18 protein-coding genes and 1 tRNA gene are annotated in these 20,396 nt (G+C 63.6%); 8 read left to right on the top strand and 11 right to left on the bottom strand.

The window, feature by feature from the left end; translation table 11 throughout:
- Positions 1 to 51: 51 nt before the first annotated feature.
- The 7 genes from LB524_RS05185 to ssuD form a co-directional block, all read right to left on the bottom strand.
- The gene (locus LB524_RS05185) at positions 52 to 1,389 is read right to left on the bottom strand and encodes an ABC transporter substrate-binding protein (protein ID WP_224524165.1); all 1,338 of its coding nucleotides are present in this window, start codon (positions 1,387 to 1,389) and stop codon (positions 52 to 54) included.
- Positions 1,390 to 1,467: 78 nt separating this feature from the next.
- Positions 1,468 to 2,508, bottom strand: a complete 1,041-nt coding sequence (locus LB524_RS05180; protein ID WP_224524163.1) for a branched-chain amino acid ABC transporter permease — start codon at positions 2,506 to 2,508, stop codon at positions 1,468 to 1,470.
- Between the two features lie 3 nt (positions 2,509 to 2,511).
- Entirely contained in the window at positions 2,512 to 3,411 is a 900-nt protein-coding gene (locus tag LB524_RS05175) for a branched-chain amino acid ABC transporter permease (RefSeq protein WP_224524162.1), read from the bottom strand.
- Positions 3,408 to 4,334: an ABC transporter ATP-binding protein gene (locus tag LB524_RS05170; protein WP_224524160.1), complete on the bottom strand. Its 927-nt coding sequence runs from the start codon at positions 4,332 to 4,334 to the stop codon at positions 3,408 to 3,410. The genes LB524_RS05175 and LB524_RS05170 overlap by 4 nt, the downstream gene beginning before the upstream one ends.
- Before the next feature lie 124 nt (positions 4,335 to 4,458).
- Positions 4,459 to 5,562: a dimethylsulfone monooxygenase SfnG gene (gene sfnG / locus LB524_RS05165; protein ID WP_140614967.1), complete on the bottom strand. Its 1,104-nt coding sequence runs from the start codon at positions 5,560 to 5,562 to the stop codon at positions 4,459 to 4,461.
- A 160-nt stretch (positions 5,563 to 5,722) separates the two neighbouring features.
- The gene (locus LB524_RS05160; RefSeq protein ID WP_224524156.1) at positions 5,723 to 7,180 is read right to left on the bottom strand and encodes an FAD/NAD(P)-binding protein; all 1,458 of its coding nucleotides are present in this window, start codon (positions 7,178 to 7,180) and stop codon (positions 5,723 to 5,725) included.
- Positions 7,177 to 8,349 (bottom strand): FMNH2-dependent alkanesulfonate monooxygenase, encoded by a 1,173-nt coding sequence (ssuD, locus tag LB524_RS05155; protein WP_224524154.1) that lies wholly within the window; start codon positions 8,347 to 8,349, stop codon positions 7,177 to 7,179. Before ssuD ends, LB524_RS05160 begins: the two co-directional genes overlap by 4 nt.
- A gap of 393 nt (positions 8,350 to 8,742) precedes the next feature.
- Between ssuD and LB524_RS05150 the strand changes: the two genes are divergently transcribed.
- The 4 genes from LB524_RS05150 to LB524_RS05135 all read left to right on the top strand — a co-directional run bounded on the left by LB524_RS05150 (position 8,743) and on the right by LB524_RS05135 (position 10,874).
- Complete coding sequence (locus LB524_RS05150) at positions 8,743 to 9,417, top strand: GntR family transcriptional regulator (protein WP_140614973.1); 675 nt, start codon at positions 8,743 to 8,745, stop codon at positions 9,415 to 9,417.
- Between the two features lie 189 nt (positions 9,418 to 9,606).
- Positions 9,607 to 10,308, top strand: coding sequence for a Crp/Fnr family transcriptional regulator (locus tag LB524_RS05145; protein ID WP_140723333.1), 702 nt, complete (start codon positions 9,607 to 9,609; stop codon positions 10,306 to 10,308).
- Positions 10,309 to 10,391: 83 nt separating this feature from the next.
- Complete coding sequence (locus LB524_RS05140) at positions 10,392 to 10,637, top strand: hypothetical protein (RefSeq protein ID WP_015314254.1); 246 nt, start codon at positions 10,392 to 10,394, stop codon at positions 10,635 to 10,637.
- A 9-nt stretch (positions 10,638 to 10,646) separates the two neighbouring features.
- Entirely contained in the window at positions 10,647 to 10,874 is a 228-nt protein-coding gene (locus LB524_RS05135; protein ID WP_015314255.1) for a hypothetical protein, read from the top strand.
- Positions 10,875 to 10,958: 84 nt separating this feature from the next.
- On the opposite strand, the gene LB524_RS05130 is transcribed toward LB524_RS05135, so the two are convergent.
- Both LB524_RS05130 and LB524_RS05125 read right to left on the bottom strand, forming a co-directional pair.
- Positions 10,959 to 11,034 (bottom strand) — tRNA-Ala (locus LB524_RS05130).
- Positions 11,035 to 11,207: 173 nt separating this feature from the next.
- Positions 11,208 to 11,597: a TIGR02300 family protein gene (locus tag LB524_RS05125; protein ID WP_224524151.1), complete on the bottom strand. Its 390-nt coding sequence runs from the start codon at positions 11,595 to 11,597 to the stop codon at positions 11,208 to 11,210.
- A gap of 206 nt (positions 11,598 to 11,803) precedes the next feature.
- On the opposite strand from LB524_RS05125, the gene aroA reads away from it, so the two are divergent.
- The 4 genes from aroA (at position 11,804) to LB524_RS05105 (ending at position 17,866) form a co-directional block, all read left to right on the top strand.
- The gene (gene aroA / locus LB524_RS05120) at positions 11,804 to 13,162 is read left to right on the top strand and encodes a 3-phosphoshikimate 1-carboxyvinyltransferase (RefSeq protein ID WP_224524142.1); all 1,359 of its coding nucleotides are present in this window, start codon (positions 11,804 to 11,806) and stop codon (positions 13,160 to 13,162) included.
- A gap of 149 nt (positions 13,163 to 13,311) precedes the next feature.
- The gene (gene cmk / locus LB524_RS05115; protein WP_140614979.1) at positions 13,312 to 13,962 is read left to right on the top strand and encodes a (d)CMP kinase; all 651 of its coding nucleotides are present in this window, start codon (positions 13,312 to 13,314) and stop codon (positions 13,960 to 13,962) included.
- A 206-nt stretch (positions 13,963 to 14,168) separates the two neighbouring features.
- A complete protein-coding gene (gene rpsA, locus LB524_RS05110; protein ID WP_015314259.1) occupies positions 14,169 to 15,866 on the top strand; it encodes a 30S ribosomal protein S1 in 1,698 nt (565 codons plus the stop codon).
- Between the two features lie 131 nt (positions 15,867 to 15,997).
- The gene (locus LB524_RS05105; RefSeq protein WP_224524140.1) at positions 15,998 to 17,866 is read left to right on the top strand and encodes a hypothetical protein; all 1,869 of its coding nucleotides are present in this window, start codon (positions 15,998 to 16,000) and stop codon (positions 17,864 to 17,866) included.
- On the opposite strand, the gene LB524_RS05100 is transcribed toward LB524_RS05105, so the two are convergent.
- Positions 17,851 to 18,558: an SDR family NAD(P)-dependent oxidoreductase gene (locus LB524_RS05100; protein ID WP_140614983.1), complete on the bottom strand. Its 708-nt coding sequence runs from the start codon at positions 18,556 to 18,558 to the stop codon at positions 17,851 to 17,853. The two genes, LB524_RS05105 and LB524_RS05100, sit on opposite strands and share 16 nt — an antisense overlap.
- Positions 18,559 to 18,790: 232 nt before the next feature.
- Positions 18,791 to 20,371 (bottom strand): 5-guanidino-2-oxopentanoate decarboxylase, encoded by a 1,581-nt coding sequence (locus tag LB524_RS05095; RefSeq protein ID WP_224524138.1) that lies wholly within the window; start codon positions 20,369 to 20,371, stop codon positions 18,791 to 18,793.
- Positions 20,372 to 20,396 lie beyond the last annotated feature (25 nt).

Below are 20,396 nucleotides of genomic sequence, written 5' to 3'. Positions count from 1 at the left end.
TGCGGATGGGCCGGGCGCCGCGGATGGTGTCCACGGCACCCGGCCCGGAGATCAGTTGGTGGTCACGGCGTTGGCATCGTCGGCGGTGCGCAGCTTGATGCCCTTCTCGGCGGCATAGGCCTCGGCCGACTTCTCGATGATCGGCCGCAGCAGCGCCCAATCCGGCGCGATCCAGTCGGAAACGACGTTCCACTTCTTGCCGTCCCACTGCTGGAAGGTCACGTAGCCCTCGCCCTCGTGGTTGTCCCAGCTGACATTGATCGAGTGGAACAGGTCCTTGGCGCCGAGCGTCTCGACCTTGGCCGGGTCGAGCTTGAGGTGTTCGAAGCCCCAGCGGACTTCGTCGCCGGTCAGCGTGCGATGGCCGAACTTCTCCTGCGCGACGCGGATCGCCTCGACATTCAGGATGCCGTTGACGATGCCGAGATTGTGGTAGACAGAGCCGATGCGCGACTTGTCTTCGAGATTGCCCTTGCCGGCGCCGTAGACGGTCTTCACGATCTCCTGCACCACCGGATAGGTGTTGCCCGAGGCCTGGGTGGTGATGGCGGTGTAGCCCTTGGCGGCATCGCCGGCGGGGATGACGTCCTCTTCCGAATTCGACCAGACATTGCCGACGATGTGGTCGACGGGATAGCCGACCTTGACCGCCGTCTTCAGCGCCACCGGGTTCATTACGCCCCAGCCGCGCAGGACGACGAAAGCAGGCTTGGCGCGGCGGATGGTCAGCCATTGCGACTGCTGTTCGTTGCCGGGATGCGGCACCTCGATCTGCTGCACGGTGAAGCCATATTTCTGCGCCAGCAAATCATATATCGGGATGGTCTCCTTGCCGTAGGGCGAGCCGTGATAGAGCACGACGATCTTCTTGCCCTTGAGCTTGTCGATGCCGCCTTCCTTGGCGGCGATATAGTTCACGATGCCTGACGTCTCGCTGTAGGGGTTGAGCAGCAGCGGGAAGACGTAAGGGAAGACGCGCCCGTCGGTGGAGTCGGTGCGGCCATGGTTGACCGTGATCAGCGGCACCTTGTCGGCGGTGATACGGTCGATCATCGCATAGGCGATGCCCACTGAGAGCGGGTTCCAGGCAGCGGCACCCGCATGGCTCTTCTGCCGCTCGTAGCATTCGACGCCGCGCTCGACCTCATACTGGGTCTCGCACTCGTCCCAGGTCAGCTTGACGCCGTTGACGCCGCCGTCGCGGATGTTGATGAGGTTGAGATAATCGATGAAGCCGCCGAAGAAGCCGGTGCCGCCGGCCGCGTAGGGTCCGACGCGATAGCTCTGCAGCGGGAAATATTGTTCGTCGGCATGAGCTGATGGCAAGGCCACCGACACGATCATCGCCGCGGACAAAGCCGCCGCCTTGATGGTGCTGAGGAAGGTCATGGCTAGGTACTCCCGGTATGGGCCGTCTTTGGTCCGGCCTCTGGTTCATCTTCGAATAGGATTCTGGACTGCGAGGGCTCAGGTCGATTGCCAAGCGAACAGGAGCCGTCTTCGGATCCTGTCCCACAGGGCCACCAGCCCGTCGGGTTCGAGGATCAGAAACAGGATGATGAGGACGCCGAGCACGATGCGCTGGCTCATGTCGAGCACGCCCGAATCGAAGACATCGCCAAGCAGGAAGCCGCCGAGGCGCGACAGTGCGAGCGGAAAGACCACGATCAGGGCGGCGCCGAAGAATGCGCCGCGGATCGAGGCGAGGCCGCCGATGATGATGATGAACATTATCTGGAACGAGCGGTCGAGATCGAAGCCATCCGGCTCTACGGTCCTGAGATAAGCGAACGCCCAGATGACACCGGCGACGCCTATGACGAAGGACGAGATGGCAAAGGCCAGAAGCTTGGTCTTCAAGACCGGGATGCCGATGATGCGGGCGGCGGTCTCGTTGTCGCGGATGGCGATGAAGTTTCGTCCCGTCTGCGACGACACTAGCCGATAGGCGAAGAAGGTCAGGATGACGACGATGGTCAGCGCAAAGAAATAGCGGCCGACGGGGCCATCCAGTGTGAAGCCCGAAATCGAAAGCCTCGGCGCGTCGATGACGCCGGATGCAGAGTTGTTGGAAAACCAGCTGAACTTGGTCAGCGCCCATTGCACGAAGAACTGCGCGGCAAGCGTCGAAACCGCGAGGTAAAACCCTTTCAGCCGCAGGCTCGGCAAGCCGAAGACGATGCCGATCGCGGCGGCCACGATGCCGGCGAGGAAAATCCTGCCGATCAGTGGCAGGCCTTCGACGCGCAGGTTGAAATTATAGGCGGCAAAGACGCCTGCCGCCATGAAAGCGGCGCTGCCCAGCGAAACCTGGCCGGCATAGCCGGTCAGGATGTTGAGGCCGACACCGGCGAGGCTGAGTGCCAGGAACGGCAGCAGGATGGCCTCGAACAGGTAGCTCGAGCCGATCAGCGGCACGACGCCATAGGCGAAGGCGAGCAGGAGTACGGGGGCCACCCATTTCGGCAGCACCGTCACGGCGGAAAAGTCGCTTGCAATCGCGGCCATGGCTCAGACCCTTTCGACGAGCTTTTGGCCGAACAGGCCGGAAGGACGGATCAGGAGGAAGACAAGCGCGACGACATAGGCGAACCAGCTCTCGATGCCGCCGCCGAAATAATTGCCGATATAGACCTCGGCGAGCTTCTCGCTGGCGCCGATCAGGAGCCCGCCGACAATGGCGCCAAGAATGGAATCGAAGCCGCCAAGCACCAGCACCGGCAGCGCCTTGAGCACCACCAGCGACAGCGAGAACTGCACCCCTAGGCGGGCGCCCCAGAGCAGCCCGGCGACCAGCGCGACCAGGCCGGCCGCCGCCCAGACGGTGGCCCAGATCAGTGGCAGACGCAGGCCAACCGCGAGTGCGGCGAACTGGTCGTCGGCGACGGCGCGGAAGGCGAGGCCGATGCGGGTGTAGCGGAAGAACAGCGACAGCAGGAGAACCATGCCGGCCGCGACCACCGCCGCAAAAATATCGAACTGGCTGATCAGCACGCCGCCGACTTCCAGCGGCACATCCTCGATGCCGAGGTCAAGACCATGGACCTGCGTGCCCCAGATCAGTTGGGCGGCGCCCTCGATGATGTAGGACAGTCCAAGCGTCGCCATGAACAGGGTGATCGGCGGCTTGTTGGTTAGCGGCCTCAGCACCGTGCGCTCGATGGCGATGCCGATCGCCACCATGATGGCGAACGTTGCCACCAACGCCAGTGCAAACGGAACACCGCGTTCGACAAGGCTGACGAAGGTAAGGGCGGCGAACAGCAGCATCGCGCCTTGGGCGAAGTTGAGCACGCCCGAGGTCTTGTAGATCAGCACGAAGCCGATCGCGACCAGCGAATACATGACGCCGGAGAGCAGCCCGCCGACGAGCACCTCGATGAAGAACTGATAGTCGAAGTCGGCGATCATATGCCCGCCCCGTCCTCATTGTCTGAGGCGACGCCCAGATAGGCATCGATGACGCGCTGGTCGTTGCGGACCTCGTCGGGTGTGCCGTCGGCAATCTTGCGGCCATGGTCGAGAACGGCGACACGGTCGGACAGGCCCATGACGACGCCGACATCGTGTTCGATCAGGACGACGGTGGTGGCAAAGCGGTCACGCGCGGCGCGCACGAAAGCAGCCATTTCGCTTTTCTCACCTGATGTCATGCCGGCCATCGGTTCGTCGAGCAGCAGCAGGCGCGGCTCCGCGACCAGCGCCCGGGCGAGTTCGACCCGCTTCCGCAGCCCGTAGGGCAGCGTGCCGGCAAGACGATCGCGCACGGCGGTGAGGTCGAGAAATTCGAGAATCTGATCGGCGCGGCTGCGTGTCTCACGTCGCTCGCCGCGCGATCGTCCGATGCCGAGCACCTGGCCGGCGAAGTTGGAACGGACCTTGTAGGCAAGGCCGGTGGCGACATTGTCGAGGACGCTCAGTCCCTTGAACAAAGCAAGGTTCTGGAAAGTCCGGGCGACGCCGAGATGCGCCAGCCGCTGCGTCGGCATCTGCGCATAGTCGATTCCGGCAAGCTGGACCTGGCCGCGATCCGGCCGGTAGACACCGCTGATGACATTGATCAGCGAGCTCTTGCCGGCGCCGTTCGGGCCGATAATGGCGCGGATTTCACCTGATCGAACAGACAGATCGATGTCGGCCAGCGCGACGACGCCGCCGAACGACAGGCCGATGGCCTGGAGTGAAAGCATCGGAGATGTGGCCACCGCAGTGCCTGTTACCGGTGCGGTATGACCTTCGGACGGCTGCAGCGCCGAGGGCAGGCCGCGCGCGAAAACTTCCGGCGCATAGACCGAGGCTTCCATCACGCCTATGGCATAGCTGGGCAACGGCATTCCAATCGTCCTCGATTTCGCCCGCAGGCGCACGAATTCTCGATGCCGCCCGAAAAGATCGAGCGCGCTTGAAAACCTTCATTCGGGTGCTGGCCGGATTACCCGGCCAGCCTTGGAGAGATGACTATTCCGCTGCCAGCGAAGCCGCCTGCCCGGCATCCTCCAGCTCGCGAACGAGCGGGATGACATGCTTGCCGAAATACTCGACCTCTTCCTGGAAATGCAGGAAGCCGAGCAGGATGAGATCGGCGCCGGCGCTCTTCAAATCGACGATGCGCTCGGCAACCTGTCTCGGTGTGCCGATCAGGTTGGAGCGAAAACCGTCATTGTACTGGACGAGGTCGTCGAAGGAGGACTTCGCCCAATTGCCCTCGCCTTCCGGCGAGGCCTTGCCGGCGTTCTTGACCTCGTGGCCGAAGGCGTTGACCGCTTCCGGATTGGCCCTGGCGATGATCTCGGCAAGCACCGCCTTGGCCTCGTGCTCGGTCTCGCGCACAATGGCGAAGGCGTTGACGCCGACCTTGACGGAATGATTGCTGGCCTTTGCCTTGGTCTTGAGATCATCGACCTGTTTGGCGATTTCGGCCGGCGTGTTGCCGTTGGTGAAATACCAGTCGGAGACGCGTGATGCCATGTCGCGTGCCGCGCGCGACGAGCCGCCCTGGAATATCTCGGGCAGCGGCCGCGGCGGCTTCGGTTTCAGCGAGTATTCGTTGAAGCGGTAGAAGTCGCCTCGGAAGGTGAAGCTGTCTTCAGTCCATATACCGCGCAGCGCACGGATGAATTCCTCGGAGCGACGGTAGCGCTCATCATGGTCGAGCCAATGCTCACCGATGGCGTGGAATTCGCCACGGAACCAGCCGGAGACGAGATTGATGGCGACACGGCCGTTGGTCAGGTAGCTGATGGTGGCAATCTGCTTGGCCGCCAGCGCGGGATTCCAAGGGCCGGGCAGGATCGCGGCGATCACCTTCAGCGTCGTGGTGGCGGCCAGCAGGTCATGGCTGAATGCCACCGATTCATGCTGCTCGTCGGCGCCGTAGCCGGCGGTGAAACGGATCTGGCTCAGCGCGTAGTCGAAACCGGCCTTTTCGGCGATCTGTGCCAGCTTGCGGTTGTACTCGGCTGAATGGCTGGTGCGCTGCTCGATGTCGGAGATCACCAGGCCGCCCGAAACATTGGGCACCCAGTAGGCGAATTTGACCGCTTCGGTTCCTGCATGTGCCATGAATTGTCTCCCAGTCAGGCTGTTGATCGGTCCAGCCGCAGCCAGATGTCGGTATATTTATTATGTTTATGGAATTTATATACAAAGGAGGATTTTCCGTTTTTGGCGCACTTGCGGGACGGAAATACCAATTTTGCCCAGCCATGCCGGCTTGCGGTTGTCAGCCCGCGACCGCAACGCCCCCGGCATTGGGGCCAACCGCTTCGCCTGAAGAAGATGTGTCGAGCAGCCCCGCGATCTCGACTGCGACCCTTTGGGCATGGCGAGCAACCTCCGGCAGGCCCATGAGTTCGCCAAAGGTGCCTCGCGCCAGCGGACCGGCGACGAAAAGCCCGACAACCGCCTTGTCATCGCCACCGACGGCGCGACTATCGAAGCTCGTCTCGATACCGAGCCCGTATGCGTCCGCCCTGATCAGACTGGCCTCAGTCAGGGAACGCAGCGCCGGATTTGACTGGAGCGCCTGCCCATGGGCCGGCCCTGTCGTGTTGATGACGGCATCGAAGCTTGCCGTCTCGATTCGCGTCTGTCCGCGCCGTTGGAAACTGACAGCGAGGCTGTCGCCCTCGTCGTTCGACGCGACAAGCCGGGCGGCAATGGTGTCGAATGTGCCGGCGGTCTGGCGGCGGTCGAGCACGGAAGCCACCTGCGGTGCGATCCTGAAGCGATGCACGTCCCAAAACACGCGCAGCTGGCGGACCAGCCTTGCCCGCTCTGGCGGAGCGAGGGCGGACCACAGCACCGGCCCTTGCATGCGCAATTGGTCAAAGACCGACTGCCAGTTGACGTTGGCGGCTCGCGCCGCGGCCAGCGTGGCGCGAATGTTCTTCAGCAGGCCAAGTGCGGATGTGGCCGGCACCGACGCAAAGTCGCCGAAGGGCTCATGTCTGATATCCGGGTGGCCGCGCGAACGCAGTCCGCGGCGCGACAGCGCCAGGATGCGGCCGCGATGACCCCGGCGGTCAAGCTCGGCCACCATGTCGGCCGAGGTCAGTCCGGAGCCGACGATCAGGACCGACGCCTCCGGCCCGATCCCGGCGAGTGCCGACGGCGCGTAGGGATCGGCGATGAAGCCAGGTGCTTCAGCCAACAGGGCAAGTGCTGCCGGGATGGCCGGCAGACGATGAGTCGCGGCGAGCACGACGATGTCGGCCGCGACAGGTCCGGCTAAGGTCTGTACGGTCCAGCCCGCGCTGTTGGCTCGAACTACCCGGGTGGCCTGAGCTTCGACATGACGGATAGCGCCCGAGTCGAGCCAAGGTGCGAGCTGCTCGGCGACATAGCGACCGAACACCCGCCGGCGCGGAAATACGTCGCCGTTCTTCCACAGCGCATCCGGGTCCCGCTCGATTTCGCCGCTGCCGGCCAGCCAGCGCGCAAAATGCTGCTGGTCTTCGGGAACCATGCTCATCCGGACGGCCGGGACGTTGACGCGGTGCGACGGCTCATCGCTGGAATAGGCAAGACCGCCGCCGAGCGCGGAACGCGGTTCGATCACCGAGATCGACAGGCGCTCCGGCCCATGCGCCCGCGCAAGATGCCAAGCGACCGCCGCGCCGGAAAAACCACCGCCGATTATGGCGACGCGCGATCGGCGGACCGGAGGCAGCGCGTTCACGAGGCGCTGGCGAGCGACTTCGGCCGATGGTCACCGGCAATGGTCTCGCCGAACGGCCCGGTATTGACCGACGACCCGGTCGACTTGACCGGATGATCGGTCGGCAGTTTCGGCAGCACCAGTTCGCCGAAGCGATAGGCTTCCTCCAGATGCGGGTAGCCGGACAGGATGAAGGTGTCGATGCCGAGGCGACGGTATTCATCGATGCGCTCGGCGATCGTATCCGGGTCGCCGACCAGTGCCGTTCCCGCACCGCCGCGCACCAGGCCGACGCCGGCCCATAGATTGGGCGCGATCTCGAGCTTGTCACGGTTGCCGCCATGCAGCGCGCTCATGCGCGCTTGGCCGACCGAATCCATGCGGCCGAACACTTTCTGCGCCGAAGCGATCGTCGCGTCGTCGAGCCGACTGATCAGGCTGTCGGCGGCGGCCCAGGCCCGTTCAGTGGTTTCACGGGTGATGACATGCAGACGAATGCCGAAGGAGAGTTTGCGGCCGGCCTTGTCGGCCAGTCCGCGCACGGCATCGAGCTTGCGTCCGACGTCGGCCGGGGGTTCGCCCCAGGTCAGATATTTGTCGACTTCCTGCGCCGCGACTGCCGATCCGGCATCCGATGAGCCACCGAAATAGAGCGGCGGATAGGGCGCCTGCACCGGCGGGAACAGCAACCTTCCGTCCTCGATGCGGAAATGCTTGCCCTGGTGCTCGACCGTCTCACCGCTCAGCACCCGTTTGTAGATCCGGAGGAATTCCTGCGTCACCTCATAGCGCTCGGCATGCGAGAGAAAGATCCCATCGCCCTTGTTTTCCAGCGGATCGCCGCCGGTGACGACATTGATCAGCAGGCGGCCGTTGGAGATGCGGTCGAGCGTGGCTGTCATGCGCGCGGCAAGCGTCGGCGACTGCAAGCCGGGCCGCACGGCGACGAGGAAACGCAGCCGCTCTGTCAGGGGCGCCAGCGCCGACGCAATCACCCAGGAATCCTCGCAGGCCCGGCCGGTCGGCAACAGCACGCCGTAATAGCCAAGCGTGTCGGCCGCTTTCGCCACTTGCGACAGATAGGGCAGATCGACGGCCCTGCCGCCCTCGGTCGTGCCGAGATAACGGCTGTCGCCATGCGTCGGCAGGAACCAGAGAACCTTGATGCGGTCAGGGACATCTTGGGTCATGCCTTGCCTCCTGTGGTTCGGTGGTAGCGGCCCGGCTCCGGCACGGTTGAGAGTAAACGCGGAAATGCTGGCATGGCGTGGTCCTGTGCAGGAAACAGATCGCCCATGCAGATTGCTTATTCTATAAATTCTGTAGAGTTTGTTTATTCTAAATCCGTGCACGCAATTGGAAATTCTTCCTCATGCCCGCCGCCTGCGAGCGGAGAGGGCCGGCTCGACCGCGTTGACGTTGTCCTTGCGCCGCCTTGGAAGGGTTGGCGGCCTCCTTCCAGGCGTCGAGTGACTTGGCCACCCCCTCCATTGTCGACAGGGACGCCTCCGCATTGGGTGCATTCCAATTTACGTTCCAATATACTCCGATCATTTCTGGTGAACGAACGCTGCGGATTTGCCATGGACCTTGACCCTTCGACCCTCAATCGGGCTTTGCCGCTGCGCGATCAGATCTATCAGAAGATCCGCAACCTGATCGTCGTCGGACAGATGAAGCCGGGGGAAGTGATCAACGAGGTGGCCATCGCCGAAGCGCTCGGCGTTTCGCGCACCCCGGTGCGGGAAGCGGTGAAGCGCATCAGCGACGAAGGCCTGGTCAATATCCTGGCGCAGACCGGCACCTATGTCGCGCCGATCAGCCGCGCCGACCTCGAGGAGGCCTACGTCATCCGGCGGGCGCTGGAAATGGAGAGCGCCAGGCGCGCGGCCATCAAGCTCACGCCGGCATCCGCCGAATTGCTGGAGGACAATATGGCGGCGCACAAGCTCGCCATCGCGCGCGGCCGATATGCCACCGCGATCCAACTCGACGATGTCTTTCATCGCACCATCGCCGAAATCTGCGGCCTGCCGATGATCTGGCGAGCGGTCGACATCTCCAAGGCGCAGATGGACCGCGGCCGCTATCTCGCCATTCCAAAGCCCGGCTATGGCGAACAGACGATCGAGCAGCACGAAACCATTCTCGATGCCCTGAAGCGGCACGATGCCGAGGGCGCCGCACAAGCGATGGAACACCACCTCGAAACCTCTTTCCGCAACACGCTCGAAGTCGCCGCGGACCTTCTCGGCTGAAGCCTTCTCGGCGTCTGGCAGCGCTGCGGCCCCCGGGACGCTTGACGTCAACGCTTAGTTAGCTTTCCAAGCGGGCGAGTCGTTTGCCAAGCCCGCGCATGAAGCGTAAGATCAGCCATCGGCCGCCGTTTGTCCGGATGCAGCCGACAGTAAGAGGGTACATGCTCTTGCCCGATAGGGAGAAGAGCCATGCCTCAATCCACCTTTCGCAACCATGTTCTGAAAACCCTCACGCCTGAGGATTTCGGGCTTTTACGGCCGTCGATGCATCACGTCGAACTGGCCATCAAAGCCCGGCTGGAGATCGCGCATCAGCCGATCGAGCATGTCTATTTTCCCGAAACCGGTATCGCGTCGGTGGTCGCCGCCATGACCGGAGGGCGGCAAAGCGAAGTCGGCATCATCGGCCGCGACGGCATGACCGGGGTAGCGGTCGTTCTCGGCCAGGACCGATCTCCCAATGAAACCTATATTCAAGTCGCCAGCAACGGCTGGTGTCTGCCGGTTGAACGTCTGCGCATTGCGATTGCCGAGAGCCAGACCCTTCGCCCGTCGCTGCTTCGCTACGCCCACGCATTCCTGGTCCAGTCGTCGCGAACGGCGCTGGTCAATGGCCATTCGAAAATCGAGGAACGGCTCGCCCGCTGGTTGCTGATGGTCAACGATCGCGCTGAAGGAGATATCATCTACCTGACGCATGAATTTCTGGCGACCATGCTTGGCTCCAGGCGCCCGGGCGTTACCACCGCCCTCCAAATGCTCGAATATCGGGGGCTGGTTCATGCCAAGCGCGGCGAGATCACGATCGTCGACCGTACCGGAATGATAAAACTCACGGATGGTGCCTATGGCGAGGAGGAGCAACAGCACTTCAGCGCAGGGGCTGGCTGATTGTCTGGAACCGGACATAGGCTTGAAGACCACCGAAGTCCTGCCGTAAACCATGTTGGTCAGGGTTCAGGGAGGAATTCTCGATGACCAACTCTTTTCACTCCATCACGGTTGAAAGAGCCGCCGAAGCCTATGTTCTTTCCAGGGGCAAGGCACGCTTTCTCTCCATTGCGCAGGCAATACGCGCCATCCGAACACTCATACCCGCATGCAGGGCTACCGACGGCGAGTTGGAGGAGTTGCTGGCGACCGCATCCCTCGTTCACGGCGTACCCGTGGCGTTCGACACAAACTCGGCCGATGGCGTAGCGCCGCAACTCCATTCGTAGGGGGCGGAGATGCCTGCGCTCGCGCAGACGCCTACCCTGTCGGACGTTCGCCAAGCGATTGTCCGCTGCCTGATCGACACCGTCGACAGGCCGTGCATTTCGATATCCGAGGTGAGCCACGAGGTGAGGAGAATGTTCCCGCTTTGCGAACTCACGGATTGGGAACTTGGCGATCTCATTGCGCGAAGCGCGATCGACGCGGGATTTGCCGTCGAGTTCGGCGCTGACGTTCCGTGATCGCGCAAATCAGGGATCGCCAATGGTTGAACAGGGCGGAGATGTCCCGCCGAAACAAAGCGTTTCCTTGCCCTGGAAGGTAACTGGTGGAGCCAATCGGGATCGAACCGACGACCTCTTGAATGCCATTCAAGCGCTCTCCCAACTGAGCTATGGCCCCACTCCCGGCAGTCAGCCGGCGCCGTTTCCGGCGAGAGATCGGCGCGGGTTGGAAGACCGCGCCGTTAGTGCAGGCGGCTTCTAACCCCGCCATTCCCAGATATCAAGCCTTCATCGGCGGCTTTTTCTTCACAGGGCGTGAAAGCCGGCAAACGCTTACGTTCGAAGCCTTTGTCAGACTTCGTCGTCGTCGTCGCCGACGCCGATCATGTCGGAAACGTCGTCGTCTTCTTCCTCTTCGTCGGCAAGGAAGGTGTCATCCTCGTCATCGCCGAGGTCGACGTCATCCTCGTCGTCGCCGAGATCGGGAAGATCGTCGCTCTTGGTATCGTCTTCCGCCTCTTCGAGCGAGACGACCTCGACGCCCTCTTCCTCCTCGGCGTCCACTTCCTTCTCGGCCACTTCCTCTTCCTCCTCGATGGCGGCGATCTTGCCTTCCTCGAAATAGGAGCGCGGATAGGTCTTGCCCGTATAGGGCGAGACGATCGGGTCTTTGTTCAGGTCGTAGAATTTCCGGCCCGTTTCCGGGTCGATGCGTTTTGTGCCAAGTTCGGTTTTTGCCACGGCAAGCCTCGTCGATAAAAGAGTGGTCCCCTTAACCACAGTTTGCAGCGCTGTCAAAGCGAAAAGCCGGCGTCGCAAAACCAAGCACTGAAAGGCCTCGCGCCGAGTGGCGAGCATGGGGATGACCATTTCGCCTCGCCGTGATACGAGACCGCCGCAACAAATGAAAAGCGCCGGCACGCCGGCAATCCGTCCAGGGAAATTCCATGTCTCACGCCGCCGCTGCCAAGCCGGCCACCGCCCGCAAGTCACCAGCCCTTTCCGGCACGGCCCGTGTGCCGGGCGACAAGTCGATCTCGCACCGCTCGTTCATGTTCGGCGGGCTCGCCTCCGGCGAAACCCGCATCACCGGCCTGCTCGAGGGCGAGGACGTGATGCGCACGGGCGCGGCCATGAAGGCGATGGGCGCGCATATCGAGAAACGCGGCGCCGAGTGGGTGATCCGCGGCACCGGCAACGGCGCGCTGCTGCAGCCGGAAGGTCCGCTCGATTTCGGCAATGCCGGCACTGGCTCGCGGCTGACCATGGGGCTCGTCGGCACCTACGACATGGAGACGACCTTCATCGGTGATGCTTCGCTGTCGGGCCGGCCGATGGGTCGCGTGCTCGAACCGCTGCGCCAGATGGGCGTGCAGGTGCTCAAAGCCACGCCCGGCGACCGCATGCCGATCACGCTGCATGGGCCGAAGCACGCCGCCCCGATCACCTACCGCGTGCCGATGGCCTCGGCGCAGGTGAAGTCGGCGGTGCTGCTGGCCGGGTTGAACACGCCAGGCATCACCACCGTCATCGAACCTGTTATGACGCGCGACCACACGGAAAAGATGCTCAAGGGATTTGGCGCCAACCTGTCGGTCGAGACCGACGAGCGCGGCGTGCGCCACATCTTCATCGAAGGCCAGGGCAAGCTGACCGGCCAGACCATCGCCGTGCCGGGCGACCCGTCCTCGGCCGGCTTCCCGCTGGTGGCGGCGCTGATCGTGCCGGGTTCCGACATTGTCATCGAAAACGTGCTGATGAACCCGACCCGCACCGGGTTGCTGCTGACGCTGCAGGAAATGGGCGGCCAGATCGACATCTTGAACCCGCGCAATGCCGGCGGCGAGGATGTCGCGGACCTGCGCGTTCGTTACTCCGAGCTGAAAGGCGTCGCCGTGCCGCCCGAGCGGGCGCCGTCGATGATCGACGAATACCCGGTGCTGGCCGTTGCCGCCAGCTTCGCCGAGGGCGAGACGCTGATGCAGGGGCTGGAGGAACTGCGGGTGAAGGAATCCGACCGGCTGTCGGCGGTCGCCAACGGGCTGAAGCTCAACGGCGTCGACTGCACCGAGGGCGAAGCTTCGCTTGCCGTGCGCGGCAAACCAGGCGGCAGGGGATTGGGCGGCCACCCCAACGGCCGGGATACGACGGTGCAGACCCATCTCGACCACCGCATCGCCATGAGCTTTCTGGTGATGGGCCTGGCGACGGAAAAGCCTGTCACCATCGACGACCAGGCGATGATCGCGACGAGCTTTCCGGAGTTCATGGAACTGATGACGGGGCTGGGCGCGGAAATCGAGTGATAGTGGCAATCGCAAACCTTGGGGATTGGCTGGCGACATCCCGTGCTTCGTCATCCTGGGGCGAAGCAAGGAGCGCAGCGACGCGGCGCAGACCCCAGGATGACGAAGTCGCGGGGGCCTGCTTCCATGCATAAGGCGTCTGCATGCCAATGACCCACCCCTTCACCATCGCGATCGACGGACCGGCCGGCGCGGGCAAAGGCACGCTCGCCCGCCGTCTCGCCGATCACTACCGCCTCAACCTGCTCGACACCGGCCTGACCTATCGCGCTGTCGCCCATGCGCTGCTGCGGCTGGGCCTACCGCTCGACAATGTCTCGGCGGCAGAAACCGCCGCCCGCCAGGTCGATCTGGCAAAGCTCGACCGCGCGGTGCTGTCGGCGCATGCGGTTGGCGAGGCCGCCTCGAAGGTCGCGGTTTTCCCTACCGTGCGGCGCATCCTGGTCGAAAAGCAGCGCGACTTCGCAAGGACGCCGCCGGGCGCGGTGCTGGACGGGCGCGACATCGGCACGGTCGTGTGCCCCGACGCCGACATAAAACTCTATGTGACGGCAAGTGCCGAGGTGCGCGCCAAGCGCCGGCTGGCTGAGATCGAAAGCATCGGCGGCACCGCCGATTTCGCCGAAATCCTTGCCGATATCCAGCGTCGCGACGAGCGCGACATGGGCCGGGCGGACTCGCCGCTGAAGCCGGCGGCCGACGCGCACTTGCTTGATACCAGCGAAATGGCTATAGAAGCCGCGTTTCTCGCGGCCATGTCCGTCATCGACGACGTGCTGGCCAAGAGAAACAAGGCCTGATCCGGGTTTCATGCTGCTTCCGGTTGCCGGAGGCGAAGAAAATACCCATATCGGGCACGAACTAGCCTGCCTGCATTCTTCATGCGCCGGAATTGCCGCTTGAAAAGCGGCCCAGGGCTTTTGCAGCCCGGAACGCCGGCAGGCCAACGCAACGCTAACCCACGGCGCCCGCCCCGCGAAAAATGCGGGGTACTCCAGGAGAAACAATGTCTGCTGCAAATCCCACTCGCGATGATTTCGCGAGCCTGCTCGAAGAATCATTTACCACCGGTCATTCCGGCGAAGGCCAAGTCGTCAAGGGCACGATTCTGGCGATCGAAAAAGACATGGCCATCATCGATGTCGGCCTCAAGGTCGAAGGCCGTGTGCCGCTGAAGGAATTCGGCGTCAAGGGCAAGGATTCGACGCTCAAGGTCGGCGATACGGTCGAAGTCATGGTCGAGCGCATCGAAAATGCGCTGGGCGAGGCCGTGCTGTCGCGCGACAAGGCGCGCCGCGAGGAGAGCTGGGTCAAGCTCGAAGAGAAGTTCACCAAGGGCGAGCGCGTCGAAGGCGTCATCTTCAACCAGGTCAAGGGCGGCTTCACCGTCGACCTCGACGGCGCCGTGGCCTTCCTGCCGCGCAGCCAGGTCGATATTCGCCCGATCCGCGACGTCTCCCCGCTGATGCACAACCCGCAGCCCTTCGAGATCCTCAAGATGGATCGCCGCCGCGGCAACATCGTCGTGTCGCGCCGTACCGTGCTTGAGGAGAGCCGCGCCGAACAGCGTTCGGAAATCGTGCAGAACCTCGAGGAAGGCCAGGTTGTCGAAGGCGTCGTCAAGAACATCACCGATTACGGTGCGTTCGTCGACCTCGGCGGCATCGACGGCCTGCTGCATGTCACCGACATGGCATGGCGCCGTGTCAACCATCCGACCGAAATCCTCAACATCGGTCAGACGGTCAAGGTGCAGATCATCCGCATCAACCAGGAAACCCACCGCATCTCGCTCGGCATGAAGCAGCTCGAGAGCGATCCGTGGTCCGAGATCGGCACCAAGTTCCCGATCGGCAAGAAGATCAAGGGCACCGTCACCAACATCACCGACTACGGCGCGTTCGTCGAGCTGGAGCCGGGCATCGAGGGCCTTATCCACGTTTCGGAAATGTCGTGGACCAAGAAGAACGTGCATCCCGGCAAGATCCTGTCGACAACGCAGGAAGTCGACGTGGTGGTGCTCGAAGTCGATCCGGCCAAGCGCCGCATCTCGCTCGGCCTCAAGCAGACGCTCGAGAACCCGTGGCAGGCTTTCGCCTCGAGCCATCCGGTCGGCAGCCAGGTCGAGGGCGAGGTCAAGAACAAGACCGAGTTCGGCCTGTTCATCGGCCTCGAAGGCGACGTGGACGGCATGGTGCACCTGTCCGACCTCGACTGGACCCGTCCGGGCGAGCAGGTCATCGAAGAGTACAATCGCGGCGACATGGTCAAGGCGCAGGTGCTCGACGTCGACATCGACAAGGAGCGCATCTCACTCGGCATCAAGCAGCTGGCCAAGGACACGGTCGGCGAAGCCGCGACGTCAGGCGAACTGCGCAAGAACGCCGTCGTTACCTGCGAAGTCATCGGCGTCAAGGATGGCGGTCTGGAAGTGCGGCTGGTCGACAGCGGCATCGAGACCTTCATCAAGCGCTCCGACCTCAGCCGCGATCGCGACGAGCAGCGCCCCGAGCGCTTCACCGTCGGCCAGAAGGTCGACGCCCGCGTCATCGCCTTCGACAAGAAGACCCGCAAGCTGCAGGTCTCGATCAAGGCGCTGGAAATCGCCGAAGAGAAGGAAGCCGTCGCACAGTACGGCTCGACCGACTCCGGCGCTTCGCTGGGCGACATCCTGGGTGCCGCGCTGAAGAAGCAGGGCAACTAAGGATTAACCGCTTGCCGCACGATTTTCGTGCGGCTTGAACAAAGACCCCGCCGGAGCGATCCGGCGGGGTCTTTCTTTACGGCAAGATAAACTTCCTCGCGTATTTGGCAGTCATCCCGGGGAAGCTTTCCATGAGCAATGACGACGACAGGGCCGCAGCGCAATCTTCGTGGCTGCCGCGTCTTTATATGAGCGCACCGGCCCTTTTCTGCTTCAGCGGCATGGTGACGGTGATGATCGTCCTCTGGTCCCTGGGCTTCCGGCTCAATGCCGATGCGGACGACCTTCTCAAAATACACGAGATCCGCACCTTGCTTGAGACCGGGAATACCTTCGACCGGACAATGCCCGGCATTGCCCAGCCCGAGCCCTACATCTCGCACTGGCCATGGATCGTGGACCTGCCCTATGCCGCTTTTGCGTGGCTGCTCGCGCCGTTCGCCGGCTTCGAGCCGGCGCTGATGGCAGCAAGCTTTGTCGTGCCGCTGCTCCTGTTTGTACCCGCGCTCTACTTCTACAACCGGCTGATTGTCGCGATGGGCTTTGCCTATCCGGCCATTGCATTGCCGTTGGCCTTGATCTTCGCCGCGCGCACCTTCTTCGAATACGCGCCGGGGCGGATCGACTATCACAATCTGCAGATATTGCTTCTGCTTGCCGCCCTGGTCCTGTTGCTGTCGCGGAATCGCCTTTCGCCCTTCGTCAACGGCTTGCTGACAGCCCTGGCAATCGCGATCAGCGCCGAGTTCGCACCGTTCTTCGCCCTGGTGCTGGCCGTCTACGCCTTCGACTGGATCGCCGGCCGCGACGAGAGTGCGACAGGGATCACCGGCTTTGGAGTGGCCCTGGCGATCGGCGCGATCGGCCTGTTCGCCGCTACCGTCGCGCCCTCGGCTTATGCCGCGGTCAAATGCGATACCTATTCCGCGCCGCATTTGCTGGCGCTGACCGCCGCCGGGCTCTCATTCGCCGTCGTACCTCGGCTTGTCGGCACGCGTGGCGGCTGGGCAATGCGGGCCGCGCTTCTGCTGGTGTTCGCCGCCATCAGCCTGGTGGCGCTGGTGAAACTGTTTCCGCAATGCCTGGACGGCCCTTACGCGTCGATGGACGCCTATGTCCGCGACAACATGCTCAACAGAATTCTTCAGGAATTGAGCCTGTTTCGGCGCCCCGATTTCGTCCTGTCGTCCGGCTTTCCCAGCATGTTGCTGCTGTTCGTCGGCGCGCTCGCGCCGGTCGGCATCTGCACCGGGTCGCATGGCCGCAGCCGGCCTCTGGTCATACTGGCCCTGTTTTCGCTGCTCGGATTGGTGCTGGCGATCGACTATCTCCGCTACTTCCGCTATCTCCCGATTTTCTCCGGCATCGGCCTGATCTTCGTGCTGGAGAGCCTGCTGCCGCAAGGTTCGGGGTTGCGGCGCTACTTGAAATCTCCCGTGCCGGCGCCATCGCGCAAATACGCATTGATCCTGCCCGGTCTGGTTTTGTCCGGGGCCATGGCGCTGTACCATCTGGGGGTCAGACCCTCCCAAGCGGCGATACCCGCCGCCGAATTCGCCGACAGTTGCGACCTCGATCATTTCGGAGCGCAACGGGGTTGGCCGTCGGGCGCCATCGTCTTTTCGCCACCGCTCATCGGATCGCATTTCGTCGCGCTGGCCGACGGCCCCAAGGTGGTGACGATCCCAAACCACCCTTCGGCCAAAGGCATCGAACGGAGCTACCGCTTTCTCGACCCCATGACCGCCGACCCGCGTGCGATTCTCGACGCGTCGAAGGCGACACATGTCGCGATCTGTGCCTGGCGAGGCGCGCCGTCGCCAGGTCTCGAAGCCGCCTACCCTTTCGCGGCGGCCCTGATGGAAGGCAAGCCGCCGGCTTGGTTGAGGGAGTGTCCCACGGACGCTTCATCGCCGCTGCGTATCTACAGCTACCGCAACGCCGATGGATCCGACGCCGGCTGCCCGGCTTCGACGCTCTCCGCTCAGGCCCTGCCGTAGAGCGGCACCAGCGTTCCGCTCATTGCCTGATTGGCCGGCGAGGCGAGATAGGCGATTGCCTCGGCCGCTGCTTCGAGGCTGACCCATTTGGTGAAATCGGCATCCGGCATGTCGGCGCGGTTGGCCGGCGTGTCGAGCGTCGATGGGGCCACCGCGTTGACCAGGATGCCCTGGGCCTTCAATTCTTCCGCCATCGCCACCGTCATGGCCGCGACCGCCGCCTTGCTGGCCGTATAGGCGACCATGCCGGCGCCGCGGCGCGGGTCGAGCCCGGCGCGTGCCGTGACATTGACGATGCGACCGGCGGTATCCGACGCCAGCATCGAGCGGATGGCGGCGCGGCTGCACAGGAAGGCGGTGCGGGCGTTGGTGTCCATCATCTCGGCAAACGACGCCGATTCGATCTTCTCCACCGGCGCCATGGCAAAGCCGCCGGCCAGATGGATCGATCCCCACAAGGCAGGAACCTGGCTATAGAACGCCTCGACCTTGGCGGGGTCCGAGAGATCGACATTGTGCGCCAGTTTGACATTATCGTGCGTGGTGAAGGGGAAGTGCTGAGGTGCCGCGGCATGCGCGTTCGGCACGTGGCAGATCGCGCCCTGTTCCAGCAGTCTGCCGACCACCGCCCCACCGAGCGCGCCGGTTCCACCGGTCACAACGATGTGCCTGCCTTCAAGTGTTTCCGTCATCCTGGACCGCTCCTGTCATTTTTATGACTTTTGTCGTTGGTTTGCCGCGCCGACGCGAAGCGTCGCCCCTTTCAGTCGATCACTCAACCGATATCTCGACATGGCAGCCGTCACGTCTTTGCATGCGTCAGGGCATCGCCGAATAACGAAGCCGCCCGGAAGCGGATCAGGTCTTGCAAAAACCAAGCCGGCAAATGGTCCACTTCCTGTCGGCAAGGACGGCCCGGATGTTTCAGACGACCGTGACTTCGATGACGCGCGGCAGCCCCGTTGCCCGGGCGTGCCTGAGCGCCTGTGGCAAGGCGTCGATGTCGGCCAGCCTTTCGGCACTAATGCCATAGGCTTCGGCAAGCTTGCAGAAATCCGGCGGCGCCGGCGACACGCCGACAGGTTCCACGCCGACATCGAGCATCGAGGTCTCGATCTCGCGATAGCCTCTGTTGTTCCAGACCACGAAGATGACGGGCGCTCCAGAATCGAGCGCCACCGCTATCTCCGGCAAGGTGAACTGGAAGCCCCCGTCGCCGGTCAGGCAGACAACCGGCGCATCGGGCACGGCAAGTGCCGCACCGATCGCCGCCGGCGGACCGTAGCCAAGCGCGCCAAAGCCGGTCGCGGCATTGAACCAGCCGCCGGGCCGGTCGTGGTCGTAATAGAGGTTGGCGGCGTAAATCGGCTGGGTCGAGTCGCCAACGATGATGGCACCGGGCAAAGCGTCGCGGATCATTTCCACGGCACGCACCTGCGCCGCATAGGCCGGGCTCAACTCGGCAAAAGCGGCCTTTCGCGCCGCCGCGGCGCGGCCATGGCCATCTTCGCCAGCGCTGTGGGCGGGATCGATCGCCGCAAGCAGCGCCTCGATCGCCTCGGCGCAATCGGCCTGGATGGCGACCGTCACCGGACGCCGCGCAAGCTGGTCGGCGCCGATGTCGATACGGATCAGGTTCGAAGGCAGTACGAAGCCACCGTCGCCATAGCCGTCATAGTCGGTCGGGCCGAATTCGGTACCGGCGGCGATCACCAGATCGGCCCCGGCCATGAGCGCGCGAACCGCCTTGAGGCTTGGGCTTGCCGGCACGCAAAGCGGATGGCCATGCATGAGACCGCGCGCGTTGGTGGTCTCGACAACCGGCGCGCCCAGCCTTTCGGCAAGGCGCCGCAGCGCCGCATCGGCTTTCTTGGCGCCGCCGCCTGCAAGGATGAGCGGGCGGTGTGCGGTGGCGATGAGTTCGGCAGCCCTGGCAATGGCGGCACGCTCTGGCGCCGGCGGCCCGGCATTGCTCAAGGCTGCCGAGAATCCGTCCGCCGGCTTGACCATGATATCGGTCGGGATCTCTATATGCACAGGGCCGGGCCGAGACGAGGAAAACAGGGCGAAAGCCCGCGCCAGCGCACCGGGCAATTCGCTGGCCCCGGTCACGCGTAGCGACAACAGCGCTACCTTCTCCATCATGCCGCGCTGATCGGGCAATTCGTGCAGGAAGCCGAGCCCCTTGCCGAGCGTGTCGGTGGCGTTGACGCCGGAGATCACCAGCATCGGCACCGAATCGGCGCGCGCCTGGCCCATGGCGGTGATGGTGTTGGTCAGCCCCGGCCCGGTGATGACGAAGGCGACGCCCGGCCTGCCGCCGGCGCGCGCATAGCCGTCGGCCATGAAGCCGGCGCCCTGTTCGTGGCGCGGCGTGATGTGGCGAATCTTCGAGCGCGCAAGACCGCGATAGATTTCGACCGTGTGGACGCCGGGAATGCCGAACACGGTGTCGACGCCATGCGCCTCGAGCAGCGAAATGAGCGCTTCGCCCACAGTGGTCATTGGTTTTCTCCCCTATCTCTTTGTT

Source organism: Mesorhizobium sp. ESP6-5 (assembly GCF_020164695.1).
Taxonomy (GTDB): Bacteria; Pseudomonadota; Alphaproteobacteria; order Rhizobiales; family Rhizobiaceae; genus Mesorhizobium; species Mesorhizobium australicum.
The sequence above is the reverse complement of the archived record's forward strand: the minus strand, read 5'-3'. Positions and strand labels throughout refer to the sequence as shown.